This window comes from Acidimicrobiia bacterium, from assembly GCA_041394025.1.
Taxonomy (GTDB): Bacteria; Actinomycetota; Acidimicrobiia; order IMCC26256; family JAOSJL01; genus JAOSJL01.
Genome location: JAWKJA010000002.1, coordinates 815,536 through 834,210, shown reverse-complemented (window position 1 = coordinate 834,210; position 18,675 = coordinate 815,536). Strand labels below are relative to the sequence as shown.

The 18,675-nt window shown below is 71.1% G+C and carries 17 protein-coding genes; 16 read left to right on the top strand and 1 reads right to left on the bottom strand.

Annotated features, from left to right (window positions below):
* Positions 1–3: 3 nt before the first annotated feature.
* Positions 4–975 (bottom strand): MoxR family ATPase, encoded by a 972-nt coding sequence (locus R3A49_03860; GenBank protein ID MEZ5169865.1) that lies wholly within the window; start codon positions 973–975, stop codon positions 4–6.
* 65 nt (positions 976–1,040) lie between these two features.
* Between R3A49_03860 and R3A49_03855 the strand changes: the two genes are divergently transcribed.
* The 16 genes from R3A49_03855 to ftsZ all read left to right on the top strand — a co-directional run bounded on the left by R3A49_03855 (position 1,041) and on the right by ftsZ (position 18,672).
* Positions 1,041–1,355 (top strand): hypothetical protein, encoded by a 315-nt coding sequence (locus R3A49_03855; protein ID MEZ5169864.1) that lies wholly within the window; start codon positions 1,041–1,043, stop codon positions 1,353–1,355.
* A gap of 45 nt (positions 1,356–1,400) precedes the next feature.
* Positions 1,401–1,901, top strand: a complete 501-nt coding sequence (locus R3A49_03850) for an HNH endonuclease (protein MEZ5169863.1) — start codon at positions 1,401–1,403, stop codon at positions 1,899–1,901.
* Positions 1,902–2,278: 377 nt separating this feature from the next.
* A complete protein-coding gene (gene mraZ / locus R3A49_03845; protein MEZ5169862.1) occupies positions 2,279–2,713 on the top strand; it encodes a division/cell wall cluster transcriptional repressor MraZ in 435 nt (144 codons plus the stop codon).
* A gap of 233 nt (positions 2,714–2,946) precedes the next feature.
* Complete coding sequence (gene rsmH, locus R3A49_03840; protein MEZ5169861.1) at positions 2,947–3,924, top strand: 16S rRNA (cytosine(1402)-N(4))-methyltransferase RsmH; 978 nt, start codon at positions 2,947–2,949, stop codon at positions 3,922–3,924.
* Between the two features lie 164 nt (positions 3,925–4,088).
* The gene (locus tag R3A49_03835) at positions 4,089–4,424 is read left to right on the top strand and encodes a cell division protein FtsL (GenBank protein MEZ5169860.1); all 336 of its coding nucleotides are present in this window, start codon (positions 4,089–4,091) and stop codon (positions 4,422–4,424) included.
* Positions 4,425–4,596: 172 nt separating this feature from the next.
* Positions 4,597–6,447 (top strand): penicillin-binding protein 2, encoded by a 1,851-nt coding sequence (locus R3A49_03830; protein MEZ5169859.1) that lies wholly within the window; start codon positions 4,597–4,599, stop codon positions 6,445–6,447.
* 9 nt (positions 6,448–6,456) lie between these two features.
* On the top strand, positions 6,457–7,935 hold the full coding sequence (locus R3A49_03825; GenBank protein MEZ5169858.1) for a UDP-N-acetylmuramoyl-L-alanyl-D-glutamate--2,6-diaminopimelate ligase: 1,479 nt from the start codon (positions 6,457–6,459) through the stop codon (positions 7,933–7,935).
* On the top strand, positions 7,932–9,380 hold the full coding sequence (gene murF, locus R3A49_03820; GenBank protein ID MEZ5169857.1) for a UDP-N-acetylmuramoyl-tripeptide--D-alanyl-D-alanine ligase: 1,449 nt from the start codon (positions 7,932–7,934) through the stop codon (positions 9,378–9,380). The genes R3A49_03825 and murF overlap by 4 nt, the downstream gene beginning before the upstream one ends.
* Entirely contained in the window at positions 9,377–10,423 is a 1,047-nt protein-coding gene (gene mraY / locus R3A49_03815) for a phospho-N-acetylmuramoyl-pentapeptide-transferase (protein MEZ5169856.1), read from the top strand. Before murF ends, mraY begins: the two co-directional genes overlap by 4 nt.
* A gap of 8 nt (positions 10,424–10,431) precedes the next feature.
* Positions 10,432–11,811, top strand: coding sequence for a UDP-N-acetylmuramoyl-L-alanine--D-glutamate ligase (gene murD / locus R3A49_03810; GenBank protein ID MEZ5169855.1), 1,380 nt, complete (start codon positions 10,432–10,434; stop codon positions 11,809–11,811).
* On the top strand, positions 11,795–13,015 hold the full coding sequence (ftsW, locus tag R3A49_03805) for a putative lipid II flippase FtsW (GenBank protein MEZ5169854.1): 1,221 nt from the start codon (positions 11,795–11,797) through the stop codon (positions 13,013–13,015). The genes murD and ftsW overlap by 17 nt, the downstream gene beginning before the upstream one ends.
* Positions 13,012–14,097, top strand: a complete 1,086-nt coding sequence (murG, locus tag R3A49_03800; protein MEZ5169853.1) for an undecaprenyldiphospho-muramoylpentapeptide beta-N-acetylglucosaminyltransferase — start codon at positions 13,012–13,014, stop codon at positions 14,095–14,097. Before ftsW ends, murG begins: the two co-directional genes overlap by 4 nt.
* Positions 14,090–15,547, top strand: a complete 1,458-nt coding sequence (murC, locus tag R3A49_03795; GenBank protein ID MEZ5169852.1) for a UDP-N-acetylmuramate--L-alanine ligase — start codon at positions 14,090–14,092, stop codon at positions 15,545–15,547. Before murG ends, murC begins: the two co-directional genes overlap by 8 nt.
* A complete protein-coding gene (gene murB / locus R3A49_03790; protein MEZ5169851.1) occupies positions 15,544–16,530 on the top strand; it encodes a UDP-N-acetylmuramate dehydrogenase in 987 nt (328 codons plus the stop codon). Before murC ends, murB begins: the two co-directional genes overlap by 4 nt.
* Positions 16,527–17,330, top strand: a complete 804-nt coding sequence (locus R3A49_03785; protein MEZ5169850.1) for an FtsQ-type POTRA domain-containing protein — start codon at positions 16,527–16,529, stop codon at positions 17,328–17,330. The genes murB and R3A49_03785 overlap by 4 nt, the downstream gene beginning before the upstream one ends.
* 250 nt (positions 17,331–17,580) lie before the next feature.
* Entirely contained in the window at positions 17,581–18,672 is a 1,092-nt protein-coding gene (ftsZ, locus tag R3A49_03780; GenBank protein MEZ5169849.1) for a cell division protein FtsZ, read from the top strand.
* Positions 18,673–18,675 lie beyond the last annotated feature (3 nt).

Here is an 18,675-nt window from a genome sequence, read left to right as displayed (position 1 = left end):
TTGCTACCCGGGCGGGCCGGGGACGGCGACCGAGTCGAGCACACCGGCGAGCACGTCCCCGGCTGTGACGTCCCGCAGCCGGGCCTCGGTCGACACCAGCATGCGGTGCGCCAGGACCGGCCGGGCCAGGAGCTTCACGTCGTCGGGGATCACGTACTCGCGCCCGACGCTCGCCGCAAGCGCCCGGGCCGCGCGCTGGAGGCCGATGGCCCCGCGCGGGCTCACACCCAGCACGAGGTCGCGGTGGCGGCGTGTGGCCTCGACGATGTCGACCATGTAGCCGCGCAGCCCGTCACTCACATGGACGTTCTCGACAGCGGTGATCGCGGTTTCGAGGGCGTCACCGTCGAGCACGGCTTCGAGCGTGTCGACGGGGTCGTCCCGGCAATGCGACTCGAGGATCTCGATCTCGGCCGACCGGTCGGGGTAGCCGATCTCGAGGCGCATCAGGAAGCGGTCGAGCTGTGCCTCGGGAAGCGGGTAGGTGCCCTCGAGCTCGATCGGGTTCTGGGTGGCGACGACGAGGAAGGGGCGCCGGAGCGGGTAGGTACGGCTGTCGACCGTGACCTGGTGCTCCTCCATGGCCTCGAGCAGCGCCGCGTGCGTCTTCGGGGAGGCACGGTTGATCTCGTCGGCGAGCACGACGTTGGCGAACACCCCGCCGGGGCGGAAGTCGAACTCGCCCGTGGAGCGGTTCCACACCGACACGCCGGTGACGTCGGAGGGGAGGAGGTCGGGCGTGAACTGGATCCGTCGCCAGGTGCCGCCGATGGAGCGGGCCACGGAGCGTGCCAGAACGGTCTTGCCGATCCCCGGGACGTCCTCGATGAGGAGATGACCCTCGGCGAAGAGGGCCACCAGGGCCAGGTGGACGGCCTCGCGCTTGCCGGTGAGGGCCCGGCCCACGTTCTGCGCCAGACGCTCGAACAACGTGGCGAAGGAGGTGGTGTCGGGTGTGGTGGCAGGCTGGCTCACGCGACCTCCGCGGGGCAACGGCAGACGGCCGTTCGCCGCTCTCGATGGCACTATCGTGCGGAATGATGCTACCCGGGCGAAACCACGCCACCGTCGCAGACCCCGTCGGCGGGACGCCCCGAGACGCCTCGTGGACCGGGTCCGTCCTCGCCGTGGGCGCCCGCCCCGACCTCTGGTGGACGGCGCTTCGCGTGGCCGTGGGGCTGAGCCCCCGTGGGTGGTGGCGGCGCCCGCCATATCTGCCGGTCCCGAGCCGGGGGTACCTGCGCTTCCGAGCACTCACCGCCTACGGGCGCGACCGTCCACCGTCCCGGCACGACATCGTCGACTACCTGGCGTGGTGCCGTGACCTGAGCCGATGTCGTGCCGGGCGGAGTTGAGGTCCCACTACACTCACCTGCCACACGGCGACACGGAGGGTCGAGGTGGGACGGGCACTGCTGCTCAACGCCACGTTCGAGCCTCTCTGCGTCCTCACGGCGCGGCGAGCCGTGGTTCTCGTGCTGAAGGACAAGGCCGAGATCATCCACCGTAACGGCGCCGAGTTCCGTGCCGAGACGATGACGATCCCGGCTCCCGCCGTGGTGCGTCTCCACACCTACGTGCACGTCCCGCATTCCAACAGGGTGCCGCTGTCGCGGCGCGCCGTGTTCGCCCGCGACGGGCACCGCTGCCAGTACTGCGACCGGGCCGCCGAGAACATCGACCACGTCGTCCCCCGGTCGCGCGGCGGCGGGCACAGCTGGGACAACGTCGTGGCGTCGTGCCGGCGCTGCAACAGCGCCAAACGCGACCGGTACCTGCACGAGACGAACCTGTCGCTTCGCCGGGCACCCGTGGCGCCCCGCGCCCGCGTCTGGATCGCTGCGGTGGCCGGCTCGCTCGACCCGACCTGGGAGCCCTACCTCCGCTCGGTGTCCGCCTGACCTGACGCCCCACTCCGGGACACCCGCCGGGTTGGTGCGCTCGTGTTGCCTTGCGCGACAGCACTGCACCATCCCGGCCTGATCGGTGCGGGGTTGGTGCGCTCGTGTTGCCAAGCGCGACAGCCCTGCACCATCCCGGCGACGCCTTGCCGGCGGGTTCGGCGCGCCCGGGTGGTGGCCGGTGGGGGAGACGGGGTCCGGGAAGGGGGAACGAGGGGCACGTGGGGGTTGACGAGTGGGTAGTAGTGGCATATGGTGGTGCGCAGTGGGTTTCAGGGGTGAACGGGACAGCCCGCGTGGACCGGACACGAGTGAAGCGTCGGAGCCCCCACGGGGGCACAGCGTGAGGGGCCAGGCGATGGCCGACGAGGGGGACCATGTTTCTAGGGGAGTACCGGCACTCCCTCGACGCGAAGGGCCGTGTGACCCTTCCCGCGCGCTTTCGCGACGAATTGGCCGACGGCGCCTACATGGCCAAGGCCATGACCGACCCCTGCCTCTACGTCTACACGGCCGGGGAGTTCGAGGAGGTCGCCCGAGCGACTCGCGAGACGATGCGGGAGGGCAACCGGGCCGCCCAGGAGGCCGCACGCTCGTTCTTCGCCGGGGCCACCGAGCTCGAGCCCGACAAGCAGGGCCGTGTGGCGATCCCACCGCAGCTGCGCTCCTTTGCCGGGCTCGACAAGGACGTCGTCGTGGCGGGCGTGTTCGCCCGCATCGAGATCTGGGACGCCGCAGCGTGGGACGAGCGCGAGGCGCGTGCCGAGGCCGCCTCGGCGTCGGCCGACGACCTCCACGGATTCGCGCAGTGAACCCGCCGCCGATCGGCTCACCATTCGCTCAACCGGGGAGGTCGACGTACTGAGACGGCAGCAACCAGAGGACGAGGGTTCGGCTGCGTCGGACCCCTCGACAGCCCCCCGGACGGTGCGGTGGAAGGCCCCTACTCCGCCCGCTTTCAACCGAGCCGCCCGGAAAGTCTCCGGGTGGTGCACGCCGGACCGGGGGGCTGTCGAGGGATCGGGCACGGCCGGGCGGGGGACCAGTGGACGAGCAGTTCGGACATGCACCGGTACTGGTGGAGGAGGTCACCGGCCTCTTCCGACCGGTCCCGGCGGGCGTCATCGTGGACGCCACCGTCGGGGGCGCAGGTCACGCAGTCGCCCTCCTGGAGTCCCGTACCGACATCAGCGTGCTCGGGGTCGACCGTGACCCTGCGGCCGTGGAGGTCGCCCGGAGTCGACTCGCACGTTTCGGCGGGCGGGCCGTCGTGGTCCGGGGAGTGTTCGCAGAATTGGAGAACGTCGTCGGGGACGCGCTCGGGCGCCTCCCCGACAGCAAGGGGGACATCGTGGGCATCCTTTTCGATCTCGGTGTGAGCAGTCCGCAGCTCGACCGACCCGAGCGTGGCTTCTCGTACCGTCACGACGCACCGCTCGACATGCGCATGGACAGTGGCCAGAGCCTCACGGCGGCCGAGGTCGTGAACACCTACGACGAAGACCGACTCACCGGGATCATCCGCGACTACGGCGAGGAGCGCTTCGCCCGGCCCATCGTCCGTCGCATCATGGAGGCCCGGCCGCTGTCGACGACCCGCGAGCTCGTGGACGTCGTACGCGACGCCGTCCCGGCCAGGGCGCGTCGCAAGGGGAGTCCTGCGCGCCTCACCTTCCAGGCCATCCGTATGGAGGTCAACCGGGAGCTTCCCAACCTCGCCGAGGGCCTCGACGAGTCAGTGCGTCTCGTGAGCCCCGGAGGGCGGGTGGTGGCGATCGCCTATCACTCGCTCGAGGACAGGATGGTCAAGGAGCGGTTCCTCGACATCACCGAGGTCGACAGCCTGCCGGTCCAGCGGACCGACGAGGGTGACCAGCCGGAGTTCGAGCGGGTCACGACGCGGGCCCTGAAGGCCCGTGACGACGAGGTGGCGGCCAACCCCCGCTCCCGGAGTGCCCGCCTCCGCGCGGTGGAGCGCCTCCGTCGCCGGAGATCACACGATGTCGCTCAAGGGGTGGGATGACCGCCGTCACCGCTCCCCGCCGGAACGTGGCAACTGCCGCGTCCGCTGCCCCGCTGCGCCGAACGGGTGGCTCACCCGAACGCGCGCGTCCTCGTCGCCATCTCCGTGCGGTCGAGGAGCCTCGACCGCGCACACGAACGCGCGGCCTGGGCCTGGTCCGCTTCATGGGACTCATCGTCTTCGTCGGGCTTCTCGCCATCGTCGTGTTCCAAGTCGTGATCGCACAACGGGGACTGGCCCTCGACTCGATCCGCTCCCGGATCGACGAGGAGCAGACGCGCTACGAGCGACTCCGTCTCGAGGCCGCGGCGTTGAGCTCGCCCGAGCGGATCGAGTCCGAGGCAACGGAGCGCCTGGGCATGGTTCGACCCGATTTCGTGAACTACCTCGAGGCGCCCATCGGGGGAACGGATACCGGAACCGTGGGCGGGACGACCTCCACGCTGGCTGACCCCGAGGAGTGGGACGCGGTCAAGCCGCACCTCGATGCCCAGCCCTAGGCCTGGTGAACGGCCCCGCCGTCCCTCGCACGTCCGCCGGTCGGCGGCGCGTTCGGGGGCGAGGGGCGCCCCGAGGCGTGGGGTCTCACACGGACGCAGCGGAAAGCGCCGTCCGCGGGCACGCCGGCGGAGGCTGGGTGCGGGCGCGCTGCGTCTCCAGGCCCGCCGCCGCGTGGTGGCGCTTCTCGTTCTCGTCGTTCTGGCATTCGGAGGCATCACCGCCCGCCTGGTGCAGATCCAGGGCTTCAGCGCCGATCGTCTGAGCGCCCTCGGTGCCGGTCAGCGCGTCAGCACGGTCGAGTTGTCGGCCGAGCGGGGCACGATCTTCGACCGCAACGGCGTCGATCTCGCCCTCTCGGTCCCCCAGGAGTCGGTCTTCGCCGACCCGCGTCTCGTGCGGGACCCCGTCGGAGACGCTGCACGCCTGGCCCCGGTTCTCGGTGTCGACCAGGCGGAGCTGGAGGCGAAGCTGAGTGTCCCCGACAGTGCCTTCGCCTACCTCGCGCGCCAGATCGACCCGGCGGTCGCGGACGAGGTGCGTGCCCTCGGCATCGCCGGTGTCGACTTCCTGCCCGAGTCGAAGCGGCACTACCCGGCCGGTGGCCTCGCCGCGCCCGTGGTGGGTTTCACCGGGATCGACAACAACGGGCTCGGTGGCCTCGAGGCGGCCTACGACGACGTTCTCTCGGGAACGCCCGGTGAGCTGGAGGTGGAGCTGGATCCGCAGGGACGCGAGATCGCGAACGCCGAGCGGCGCTACACGCCGGCACAGCGGGGCAGTGACCTCGTGTTGACCATCGACCAGTCCCTCCAGCACGAGGTGGAGGAAGCGTTGCTCGACCAGGTGGCTGCCACCAACGCTCGCGGCGGCACCGCCATCATCGCCGATGTGCGGACCGGTGACGTCATCGCGCTGGCGACCATCGACGGCGGTGAGGAGGGTGCACGTCGCGCAGGAGCGACGTCGCACAACCGCGCCTTCCAGGACGTGTTCGAGCCGGGCTCGACCAACAAGGCCATCACCATAGGAGCGGCGCTCGAGGAGGGTGTCGTCACACCCGACACCATGTTCACCGTGCCATCGCAGATCGGTGTGGCCGACGGCGTCTTCCACGACAGCTCTCCACACCCGGTGCTCGGGATGTCCGTCACCGACATCCTCCGTGAGTCGTCGAACGTCGGGACGATTCAGATCGCCCAGCAACTCGGCAAGGACAAGCTCGACGAATACCTGCGACGCTTCGGCCTGGGTAGGAGCACGGCCGTGGACTTCCCCGGCGAGGCACCGGGGATCCTCCTGGCACCGGAGGACTACTCGGGAACGAGCATCGCCACCGTTCCCATGGGCCACGGCCTCGCCGTGACACCGATCCAGATGCTCGACGTCTACATGACGATCGCCAACGGCGGTGAGTCACGTGATCCGCGTCTCGTCAGCGCCACGGTCGATCCCGACGGCCGGAGGCAGAACAAGCCGATCGACACGGGTACGCGCGTCATCTCCGAGTCGACCGCTGCCGCCCTCACGAGCATGATGACGGACGTGGTCACGTCCGGCACGGGGGTCCTGGCTGCTGTCGACGGTTACACGGTCGCCGGCAAGACGGGGACGGCACAGCAGGTCGCCGACAACGGCGCCGGCTACGTCGAGGGAGCCTTCGACGCCTCGTTCGCCGGCTTCGCCCCCGTCGAGGATCCGCACCTCGTGGGTCTCGTCGTGCTGGACCGCCCACAGCCCTACTACGGCGGAACCGTCGCCGCGCCGGTGTTCGCCGAGATCATGCGCATGGCGCTGCGTGCGTGGATGGTCCCGACGAACGGGTCGGGTCAGTACGCGCAGGCATCGGAGGCCGCTGCGGCTCAGGCGGCTGCTCAGGCCGCCCAGGAGCAGGCGGACGCCGAGGCAGCAGCGGCGGAGGCACAGGCCGCGTCGGCGGCCGCCGTCCCGGCGTCCACGCCGGTCGGGGAACCGCCCGCGCCGGCACCGGTCCAGGGTGGCGATCCGGCCGCCCCGATCGGGTGAGGGGCGCCCGTGCTCCTGCGCGATCTCGTCGCACCGGAGGGGCCCCTCGCCGACGCCGAGGTCCTGGGTTCCCCGGCGCCCGCTGACCTCGACGTGACATCGGTGGCCCACGACAGTCGTGCCGTCGCTCCGGGCGCGTTGTTCGCGTGCATCCCCGGGGAGCTCACCGACGGTCACGACCACGCGCCCGACGCCGTTGCCGCCGGTGCGGTCGCCCTCCTCGTGGATCGTCCCCTCGACCTCGACGTGGTGCAGATCCTCGTCGGGTCGGTCCGCGCGGGCCTCGGCCCTGCCGCAGCGGCCGTCGAGGGAAACCCCTCGCGTCACATCGTCGTCGTCGGTGTCACGGGGACGAACGGGAAGACGAGCACGACCCTGCTCCTGGAATCGGTGTTCACAGCGGCGGGGCTGCGACCCGGCGTCGTGGGGACCCTCGGCGCGAGGATCGCCGGTGAGCACCACCCGGGGGCGCGCACGACGCCCGAGGCACCCGACCTCCAACGCTCACTCGCCATGATGAGGGCGTCGGGGGTCGAGGCGGTTGCGATGGAGGTGTCGTCGCACGCGCTCGAACAGCACCGTGTCGACGGCACGTGGTTCACCGCAGCGTGCTTCACGAACCTCTCCCATGAGCACCTCGACTACCACGGGACCCTCGAGGCCTACTTCGAGGCCAAGGCGGCCCTCTTCACTCCCGACCACACGGGTGCCGCGGCTCTCAACGTCGACGACGCCCACGGCCGCGTCCTCCGGGAGAGGTTGGAGGGGTCGCCCCTCGACGTCGCCACGTTCGGAGAGACCACGCCGGCGACCTGGAGTACGGCAGCGGTGCGCAGCACCGGCTGGACCACCTCCTTCACGTTGCTGCGGGAGGGCCAGGGCGTCGGAACGGTCACTCTGGCGCTCCCCGGCGCGTGGAACCGCCAGAACGCGCTCGCCGCAGCGGCGACCGCCGCACTGGCCGGTGTCCCGGCCGATTCCATCGTGGCGGGGCTGTCCCGGCGCGTGCCGATTCCCGGTCGCCTGGAGCGCATCACCGAGGCCGAACCGTTCGATGTCGTGGTCGACTACGCGCACACACCCGATGCCCTGGCCCGAGTTCTCGACACAGCCCGTTCCCTCGCACGGGGCCGGGTCCGGGTCGTCGTGGGTTGCGGAGGGGACCGTGACCGTGGGAAGAGGCCGCTGATGGGTCGCGCCGCCGCCCAGGGCGCCGACGAGGTGATCATCACATCCGACAACCCACGGTCGGAGGACCCCGGCGACATCGCACGGGCGGTGGCCGAAGGTGCCCGGGCGTCCGGGGCGGAGCCCCTGACCGAGCTCGACAGGCGGCGGGCCGTCTACCGCGCGATCGAGGACGCCGAGCCGGGCGACATCGTCGTGATCGCCGGGAAGGGCCACGAGCAGGGCCAGGAGATCCACGGCGAGCTGGTGCCCTTCGACGACCGCGAGGTGGCGAGGCGCGCCATCGAGGAGCTCCGGTGACACCCGTGCCGGACGGGCCGGTCGCGTGGACGACGGCCTCTGTCGCCTCCGTCACCGGTGGGCGCCTCCTCGGTGGTCCCGGGGACACCCCCGTCGTCGGGTTCAGTATCGACTCGCGTTCGCTCGTGGCCGGTGAGTGCTTTGTGGCGTTGCGTGACAACCGCGACGGTCACGACTTCGTGGTCGACGCCTTCCGGTGCGGAGCGGCGGCCGCCGTCGTGGGGCGTGTGCCCGCCGATCCAGCGCTCGCGCCGGGCGCTCCACTCGTTCTCGTGCCCGACCCGCTCACGGCCCTCGGAGAGCTCGCGGCGCATGCCCGTCGCGCCGTCGATCCCACCGTGGTGGGAATCACGGGCTCGGTGGGCAAGACGGGCACCAAGGACCTCACAGCGGCGATCCTGGGCACCGACCGTCGCACCCACGCCAGTCCGGCCTCCTTCAACAACGAGTCGGGCCTTCCCCTCGCCGTGCTCGGCGCACCCGGCGACGTCGACGTGCTCGTTCTCGAGATGGGCGCGCGCTTCCCCGGGAACATCGCCGAGCTCGCGGCCATCGCCCGTCCACAGGTCGGCGTGGTCACCAACATCGGCTCGGCGCACGCCGAGCACCTCGGGAGCCCCGAGGAGGTCGCGGCCGTCAAGGGCGAGCTCCTGGAGGCACTCGAGCCCGGGGGATTCGCCGTTCTGAACGCGGACGACGCCGCAACACCCCGACTGCGGCAGCGAACCGGTGAAGAGGTCATCACCGCCGGTCGGGCGGGCGACGCCGATGTCCGCATCAGGTCCGTGACCGTCGACGACGAGCTGTTCCCGAGTCTCACGCTCGACTCCCGGTGGGGAGAGGTGACGGCGCGGCTGGCAGTGCGGGGTGTCCACCAGGTCGCCAACGCGGCCCTCGCCTCGACCGTGGCACTCCGACTCGGTCTCACCCCGGAGCACGTGTCGACCGGGCTCGCCGCGGCCCTTCCCGCCCGGCTGCGCATGGAGCTCCGGCACTCGTCGTCGGGAGCCGTCGTGCTCGACGACAGCTACAACGCCAATCCGGTCTCGATGCGGGCGGCCCTCGAGTCGTTTGCCGAGCTCCCGGTGTCGGGCCGGCGCATCGCGGTCCTGGGGTCGATGCTCGAGCTCGGGGAGCAGTCGGATCCCGAGCACGCCGACGTTGGCGGACGCCTCGCGTCGCACGGGGTCAGCGAGGTGATCGTCGTGGGGGAGGAGGCCGCGCCCCTTGCGGAGGCGGCTCGCCGTGAGGGGACGTTGCACGTGATCGAGGCCCGCGACCCCGACCACGCATACTCTCTGCTCGCGGGCAGGGTCACCGGCGCCGACGCTGTCCTGGTGAAGGGATCGCGGGCCGTCGGGCTCGATGCCCTCGCCGAGCGGCTCGCACCGAGAGGAGCCGAGGCGGACCCGGCGCCACGACCCGGAAGCGGAGCTGTGCCGTGATCGGACTCCTGCTGGCGGCGACGGCCGCCTTCGTGCTGTCGGTCCTCGGGACGCCGCTGCTCATCCGCGTCCTGTCGACGAGGGGGGTCGGCCAGACCATCCGCGACGACGGCCCCATCTCGCACCCCCACGTCACCAAGGAGGGCACCCCCACCATGGGTGGTGTCGCTCTCGTCGGTGCCGCCGTGGCCGGCTACCTGATCGCGCACGTCCGTACGGAGTCGGTGGCCTTCGCCCGCTCGGGCATCGCCGTCGTCGGCCTCGTCCTCGGGATGGCCGTGATCGGGTTCCTCGACGATGTGCTCGGCGTTCTCAAGCGACGCAACCTCGGACTGCGAAAGCGCGGCAAGACCACCGGGATGGTGCTCGTGTCGGTGGGGTTCGCGCTCCTCGCTCTCGAGTGGGTCGACGTGTCGACCGACCTCTCCTTCACGCGTTCACTCGACCTCCAGATGGGAGCGACCCTCTGGTGCGTGTGGGCCGTGCTCATGATCCTCGGCTCGTCGAACGCCGTGAACATCACCGACGGCCTCGACGGTCTCGCGGCAGGTTCGGCGACACTGGTCCTCTCGGCGTTCGTGATCATCGCCTTTTGGAAGTTCCGTCACCCCGACATCTACGGCATCGAGCCGGCCCAGGCGCTCGATCTGGCGATCGTGGCGGCCGCTCTTGTGGGAGCCTGCGCGGGCTTCCTGTGGTGGAACGCGGCTCCGGCGCGGATCTTCATGGGCGACACCGGCTCGCTGGCTCTCGGCGGCGCGCTCGCAGGACTGGCGCTGCTGCTCGACGTGGATCTCCTCCTGCCGATCCTCGGCGGGCTCTACGTGATCGAGACGTTGTCGGTCATCACCCAGATCGTGTCGTTCCGCCTCTTCGGGACCCGGGTCTTCCGGATGGCGCCGATCCACCACCACTTCGAGGTCGGCGGGTGGCCCGAGTTCACCGTCATCGTCCGTTTCTGGCTGATCGCAGGGCTCTTCGTGGCGCTCGGTGTCGGGATCTTCTACTCCGACTACATCAACATCCCCGGGTCGATCGATTGAACGCCGTCGTGATCGGCTCCGGCGTCACCGGTCTCGCCGTCGCCCGTGTGCTGACCGAACGGGGTGACGCCGTGACCGTCCTCGACGACTCGGCCGAGGCGGTGCAGCGCCGGTCACCCGACTTCGCCGGGCTGCGGGTCCCGATTCTCGTCACACCGGAGCCCGCCGCGGTCAGGGATCTCGTCGCCGCCGCCGATCTCGTGGTGCCCAGCCCGGGTGTCGCGCCCGACCACACCGTGGTGTCCGCCGCCACGACGGTGTCGACACCCGTTCGCGCCGAGGTCGACCTCGCTGCCGAGACGGCGGAACGACGCGGGCACCCGACACTCCTGGCGGTCACGGGCACGAACGGCAAGACCACCGTCACACGCCTCATCACGGCCATGCTCCGGAGGTCCGGCATCGCGGCGGAGGCGGCCGGCAACATCGGCCAACCTCTCATCGAGGTCGTGGCCGATCCCGCCGTCGACGTCGTGGTCGTCGAGGTCTCGTCGTTCCAACTCGAGTTCACGACGGTGTTCCGACCGCGTGTCGCTGTGTTCCTCAACATCGCCGCCGACCACCTCGACTGGCACGCCGACCTCGATGCCTACGCCGCCGCGAAGGCCCGCATCTTCTCCAATCAGTCGCGCGACGACACCCTCGTCTTCAACGCCGACGACGCTCGGGTGTCGACGGCGGCCACCGCGGCTCGGTCGCGAACTGTGCCGTGGACCGTCCGTGGGCAACGCGCGGGAGCCTGGAGTGCCACGGCCGATGCCCTGGTCACGCCGGAGGGCACCGAGCTCGTACGCCGGGCCGAGCTCCTGCGCTCCGGTCCTCACGACCTGGCGAACGCGCTGGCCGCAGCCGCCGCGGCGCGCGAGGCCGGGGCAACACCGTCCGCCATCGCCGCGGAGCTGTGCGACTTCCGGGGATTCCCCCATCGGATGGAGCTGGTGGGAGAAGCTGGAGACGTGCGTTACGTCGACGACTCGAAGGCCACGAACCCCCACGCGGCACGCTCCGCGCTCGAGGCCTTGACCGGGGAGGGGCGCGTCGTGCTGCTCGCCGGTGGGCGGAACAAGGGCCTCGATCTCACTGTCCTGGTGGATCCCTCGTGCCTGCCGCGATCGGTGGTCGGCTTCGGTGAGGCCGGCGCGGACGTTGCCGACGCCTTCCGGGCGGTCACGGGCACACCGGCGGTGCGGGTCGGCACCATGGCGGAGGCCGTGGATGCCGCCAGAGCGGCGGCGGAGCCCGGCGACGTCGTCCTGCTCTCACCGGGATGCGCCTCTTTCGACGCCTACGAGAGCTACAGCCAGAGGGGCGACCACTTCGCAGCCCTGGTCCGTGAGCTGCCCGGGTTCCGGCCTGTCCGAGGGACCACCGGTGACAACGCGCGCTAGCACCACCACGCGGCGCCGTGCCCCGACGGCGGTCGAGCGTCCCGCAGGGGCGGTGCGCACACTGCGCCAGGCGTGGCGCGGTCCAGGAGCACAGCGCCCGGCGCTTTACGTGCTCCTGTTCGCCACTGTCGTGGTCCTCAACGTGGTCGGCCTCGTGATGGTCCTGTCGGCATCGTCGGTCGTCGCCGAGGCGAACTACGGCTCGGCGTGGTTCTTCTTCGAGCGCCAGATCCTCTGGACGCTCCTGGGCATCGGGACCTTCGTCGTCGTCGCGCGTGTCGACTACAGGAAGTGGCGCCGGCTCGCGCTCCCGCTGCTGGCGCTCAGCGCAGGCCTCCTCGTCCTCGTCCTCGTCCCCGGGGTGGGCATCCACGTCGACGGCGCCACTCGGTGGTTGGGAACCGGGTCGCTGCGGTTCCAGCCCACCGAGGTCGCCAAGCTCGCCCTCCTGCTCTTCAGCGCCGACCTCCTCACGCGGCGCGCACGCGAGATCTACGACTGGCGGCTCGTCGTCGCCCCGGTGCTGGGGGTCCTGGCGATCTTCTCGGTCCTCGTCCTCAAGCAACCCGACCTCGACTCCACGATCGTCCTCGGTCTCATCGCGTTCGCGCTCCTCATCGTCGGCGGTGTGCGCATGAAGCACCTCATGACACTCGGCGTCGCCGGCATCTCGCTGGCGGCGCTCCTCGCTGTCGGCGCCGGGTACCGCCGCGCCCGCGTGTTCGCCTTTCTCGACCCGTGGTCCGACTCGTCGAACACGGGGTACCAGATCGCCCAGTCGCTCATTGCGCTGGGAAGTGGCGGCTGGACCGGTGTGGGACTCGGAGCCGGTCGTGCCAAGTGGATGTTCCTGCCGAACGCGCACACAGACTTCATCTTCGCCATCATCGGGGAGGAGCTCGGCCTGGTGGGGTGCCTCATCGTCGTGGCGCTGTTCGTGGCTTTCGCCGTGTTCGGTGTCCTGACGGCGGTACGGGCACCCGATCGCTTCGGGATGCTGGTGGCCGCAGGCGTCACCGTGTGGGTCGTCGGTCAGGCGATCATCAACATCGGCGCGGTCATCGGCCTGCTCCCCGTGTCGGGAATCCCGCTGCCCTTCGTGTCCTTCGGGGGCTCTGCGCTCGTCTTCACCATGGTCGCGGCGGGGATCCTCGGCAACATCGCCCGCCAGGGACGACCCGCCGCGTCGGGCACGGCGCGGTGAGCACCGGCCCCGTCGTCATCGCCGGGGGTGGCACCGGAGGTCATGTGTACCCGGCACTGGCACTGGCCGAGGAGCTCGTGGCCCGCGGGCACGCCCGCGACGACGTCCGGTTCGTCGGTGCACGGCGTGGCCTCGAGGCACGCGTCGTTCCCGGGGCCGGGTTCCCCGTGGAGCTGCTTCCCGGGCGCGGGATCGAGCGTCGCCTGAGCCTGCGCAACATCCGTTCCGTCCTGGAGATCCTCCGGGCCTGTGTGGTGGCACTCGGCCTGATGCGCCGCTGGCATCCGCGTGTCGTGGTCGGCGTGGGCGGCTACGCGTCCGTTCCGGCGGTCCTCGCCGCCCGGCTCCGGAGGATCCCGGTGGTCGTGCACGAGCAGAACGCCGCCCCCGGTATCGCCAACCGACTCGCGGTCCGGCTCGGCGCCGTACCGGCCGTGTCGCTTCCGGACACCCCGCTGCCGGGTGCGGTCCTCACGGGGAACCCGGTCCGCCGGGAGGTCCTGTCAGTGGAGCGCCGTCCCGACACGACCCGGCCCCGGCTCGCCGTCGTGGGGGGCAGCCTCGGGGCGCGGCGCCTCAACGATGCCGCTCTCGGCCTCTACGACCGATGGCGTGAGCGTCGTGACGTCACCATCCGCCACGTGGCCGGGTCGCGGGACTTCGACCGGTGCTCGGGGAGCCTCGACACGCTCCGCCGGCCCGACGATGCCCTCGTCTACGAGCTCGTCGACTACGAAGACCACATGGACACCCTGTACGCCACGTCGTCGCTCGTCGTGTCGCGGGCCGGAGCCGTCACGGTGGCGGAGCTCACGGCTGCCGGTGTGCCATCGGTCCTCGTTCCCTTCCCGGCGGCCACTGGCGACCACCAGACCCACAACGCCCGTGTCGTCGAGGAGGCCGGGGGAGCCGTGCTCCTCGCCGACAGCGACTGCGACGCGGCGTCGCTGGAGCCGATCGTCGACGGAATCCTCGGATCGCCGGCCAGGATCCGGGCGATGACCGAGGCAACCCGTTCCCTCGCTCGTCCCGACGCCGTGAGTGATCTCGCCGATCTCGTCGAGGAAGCCGCCCGTGCCTGAGGACCGCAGGCCCGTGCGTCAGGAAGCGCCTGCCGGCGCCCCCGAACGCGGGGGCTCTCTCGACCTCGCCGAACCGCGGGTCGTCCACGTCGTCGGTGTCGGCGGTGCGGGCATGAGTGCCATCGCCACGGTCCTGGTTCAGATGGGCCACCGCGTCAGCGGTTCGGACCTGAAGGACTCCACCACCCTCGAGCGTCTCGCACTCCTCGGTGTCGATGTCCACGTCGGCCACGACGCCACGAACATCCCCGCCGACGCCGACGCGGTCGTGATCTCCACCGCCATCCTGGCGACCAACGCAGAGGTCGTCGAGGCGCAGGCGCGCGGCGTCCCCGTTCACCGACGCGCCGATGCACTCGTCGCGATCGCGCAGACCCGGCGCACCATGGCCGTCGCCGGATCACACGGCAAGACGACGACAGCGTCGATGCTCGCCCTCGTTCTTCGGGCCGACAACCGGCATCCGAGCTTCGTGATCGGAGGAGACCTCAACGAGGTCGGGACCAACGCCGCCTACGACGACGGTGAGTGGCTCGTGGTCGAGGCCGACGAGAGTGACGGGACCTTTCTGGCCCTCGAGCCGGCGGCCGCCCTCCTCACCAACGTGGAAGCCGACCATCTCGACCACTTCGGCGGGCTCGTGGAGCTGACGGAGTCGTTCCACACGTTTGCCCGCGGGGTCGGAGGGCCGTTGGTCTGCTGTGCCGACGACCCGGTCGCCCGGCAGATCGCCACGGAGTGCTCGGGGATCACCTACGGCTTCTCCGAGGGTGCCCGTTACCGCGGCGTCGACTACCGCGGCGGCGGAAACGGCTCACGCATGCGTGTCGTCCACACGACCGACGCCGGGAAAGCGGAGCTGGGTGAGATCGAGCTGCCGGTCCCCGGCCGTCACAATGCGCTGAACGCCCTGGGGGCCACCGCGCTGGCGCTGGAGGCCGGTGTCCCGTTCCCCGCTGCCGCCGCGGCACTCGCGGGCTTCGGGGGCGTTGCCCGACGCTTCCAGTTCCGGGGCGAGGCCGACGGCGTGACGATCGTCGACGACTACGCCCACCTGCCGAGCGAGGTGCAGGCCGCCATCGCCACCGCACGGGAGGGCTGCGCCGACGGGACCTGGCGACGTGTGGTCGTGGTCTTCCAGCCACACCGCTACTCACGCACGGAGTCGCTGTGGCGCGACTTCGCCGACGCCTTCACGCTCGCCGACGCCCTGGTGATCACCGATGTCTACGCGGCCGGCGAGCCACCCCGCCCGGGCGTGTCGGGTCGCCTCATCCTCCGGTCGGTCCTCGACGCCCACCCCGGCCTGGCCGTGAGCTACCTGCCCCGTCGCGGCGATGTGGAGGCGGCGTTCGCACGCCTCACGCGGCCGGGCGACGTCGTCCTCACGCTGGGCGCCGGCGACGTCAACACATTGGCCGACACGTGGCTCACCCGGCAGGCGTCGTGAACGCCCCGAACCCGACCGGGCTCCCGGAGGTCGCGGACCGCCTCCGGGATGCCATCGGCGACGGGGTCACTCTGGACGTACCCGCACGTGAGCTGACCACCTACCGCCTCGGTGGCCCGGTGGCCGTCCTGGTGCGTGCGCGCGAGGAGGCTCACCTCCTGGCGCTCGCGGAGGCGCTCGCCGGCACCGACGTCCCCGTCCTGGCCATCGGTCGCGGGTCGAATCTGGTGGTGGCCGACGAGGGGTTTCCCGGCGTGGGGGTGCTGCTCGAGGGGAGCTTCGAGACGCTGGACCTGCCACCGGAACCCGCGGGAGCGTCGCCGGGCGACGGTGTCGACGTGGCCGCAGGCGGCTCCGTACCTCTGCCTGTCCTGGCCCGACGGTGCGCCGCCGCGGGGATCACGGGCCTCGAGTTCTACGTCGGGATCCCCGGCAGTGTCGGCGGAGCGGTCCGCATGAACGCCGGGGGCCACGGGCAGAGCACCCACGAGGTCCTCGGTGGCGCGCGGGTCGTGGATCTCGTGGCGGGCACCGTGTCCGACCGGTCGGTACCGGCGCTCGGCCTCGGTTACCGCACGTCGGCCCTGAGAGCACACGAGATCGTTGTCGCCGCCACGTTCCGGGGGGCCACCGACGATCCGGGTGCGTGCGACGCTCGTCTGGGCGAGATCGTGCGATGGCGTCGTGACAACCAGCCCGGCGGGTCGAACGCGGGCTCGGTCTTCACCAACCCACCCGATGACTCGGCCGGCCGCCTCATCGACGCGTGCGGGCTCAAGGGGCTCCGGGTCGGCGGTGTGGAGGTGTCCCACAAGCACGCCAACTTCTTCCAGGCCGACGACGGCGCCACGGCAGCCGACGTTCGGGCGCTGGTCGAGACGGTGCGACGTGTCGTGCACGAGCGCACCGGGGTCGAGCTGCGCCCGGAGCTGGTGTTCGTGGGCGACGGGCCCGGCGCCGGGGACGGGCGAAACGAGCCGTGACGACCACCGCGGAGCCCCGGGCGCGGCGGAAGGTCGACTCCCGCGTGGCGGCCCGACGCGTGGAGGTCACGCGCACGGCGGGCCGACGGCGTCTCCGCGTGCTGCTCGTGGTGCTCGGGCTCGGCGCGCTCGTGGGGATCGCGTACCTCGTCACGCGCTCGCCGGTCCTCGACGTCGACACCGTGGCGGTACGCGCTTCCTCGCCGGCCGGCCCGGAGGCGGATCTGCGCACGACGGCCGACGAGGTCATGACAGCCTCGGGCATCGACGCCGGCGACCCGATGCTGTACCTCGACGCGGGCGCGGCGGCGTCGCGTGTCGAGGAGCTCCCGTGGATCGCCGAGGCCTCCGTCGACAAGAGCTATCCCGGTGACATCACGATCACGGTGACCGAGCGGGTCCCCGTGGGATGGGTTCGCGTCGCCGAGGAGCAGGTGGCCCTCGTCGACCGAAGCGGCCGGGTTCTCGCCGACGACGAGAAGCTGGCGCTGTACATCCCCGAGCTGCGCGGCGTCGGTGCGCTGCCGTCCGCCGGGGGGACACTCGACGGAGCCGACGCGGCGCGGATCGCCGCGGCCCTCCCCGAGGAGCTGCTGGGCCACGTCGTCGCGATCGCGCTCGACGGGCCCGACGCGCGCCTGCTCCTGCGCGAGGGGGGAGAGGTGCGCCTCGGCGACCCGGCGGCGGTGGACGTCGACGACGCCCTGGCCGCCGCCGAGGCGGTCCGGGCGTCGCTCGGGGAGCGCCCGGTGAGCTACATCGACGTGCGGGTCCCCGGCGCCCCGGTGGTGGGCCCCTGACCAGCGCGAGACCACCCGCGCGAGACCACCCGCGCGAGGCTGGCGTGGAGTCGTTGCGTTTCGCGGCGTTACTCTGTACAGTCTTCACCGAAACGAGAGGTTTACATAACTATACACCTCAACCTGAGGTTGAGGGTGTTCCCCGGATGGCAGGGACTCCGGTGTGCATCCTCCCGTACGCACGAGACCGGCGCACGCCGCCGACCGACTCAGGCCCGGCACGCACGAGGAAGCGGGGACAGACGTGACAATGCTCGGAGCTCCGCAGAACTATCTGGCCGTCATCAAGGTCCTGGGAGTCGGCGGTGGGGGTTGCAACGCCGTCAACCGCATGATCGACGCGGGCCTGAAGGGCGTCGAATTCGTAGCGGTCAACACCGACGCCCAGGCGCTCCTGTTGAGCGACGCCGACGTGAAGCTCGACGTGGGCCGCCAGCTCACACGCGGTCTCGGCGCGGGCTCCGACCCCGATGTCGGCAAGCAGGCCGCCGAGGAGCACCGCGAGGAGATCGAGGAGGTCCTCAAGGGCGCCGACATGGTCTTCATCACCGCCGGCAAGGGCGGCGGCACCGGAACGGGTGGTGCGCCGGTGATCGCGGAGGTCGCCAAGTCTCTCGGCGCGCTCACGATCGGCGTGGTCACGCGACCGTTCACCTTCGAGGGGCGTCGTCGCGCCGTGCAGGCCGAGAGCGGTATCCAGAAGCTGAAGGAGAAGGTCGACACGCTCATCACGATTCCCAACGACCGGCTCCTCCAGGTCTCCGACGAGAAGACGTCCATGTTGAACGCCTTCAAGATGGCAGACGAGGTGCTCCTCCAGGGCGTGCAGGGCATCACCGACCTCATCACGACCCCGGGCCTGATCAACACCGACTTCGCCGACGTCCGCATGATCATGACCGACGCCGGTTCGGCCCTCATGGGCATCGGCTACGCCTCGGGGGAGGGCCGGGCCGTCAACGCGGCGCGAGCGGCGATCTCCTCCCCGCTGCTCGAGGCCAGCATCGAGGGGGCCCGCGGCATCCTCCTGTCGGTGTCGGGGCCCTCCGATCTCGGTCTTCTCGAGGTGAACGAGGCCGCCGAGATCATCTCGGAAGCGGCGCACCCCGATGCCAACATCATCTTCGGTGCCGTGATCGACGACGCCCTCGGGGACGAGGTGCGCCTCACCGTCATCGCAGCGGGTTTCGAGCGCTTCGAGGGTGAGCGCCGGCTCGAGCCCGCCTCGCTCGGCCTCGACGACGACAGCTTCGGTGACAGTTTCGGCGATGCGGGCGACTCACCGCCCGGGGATGTCGACCTGGGCGACGACGACTTCGACGTCCCGGAGTTCCTCCGCTGAGCG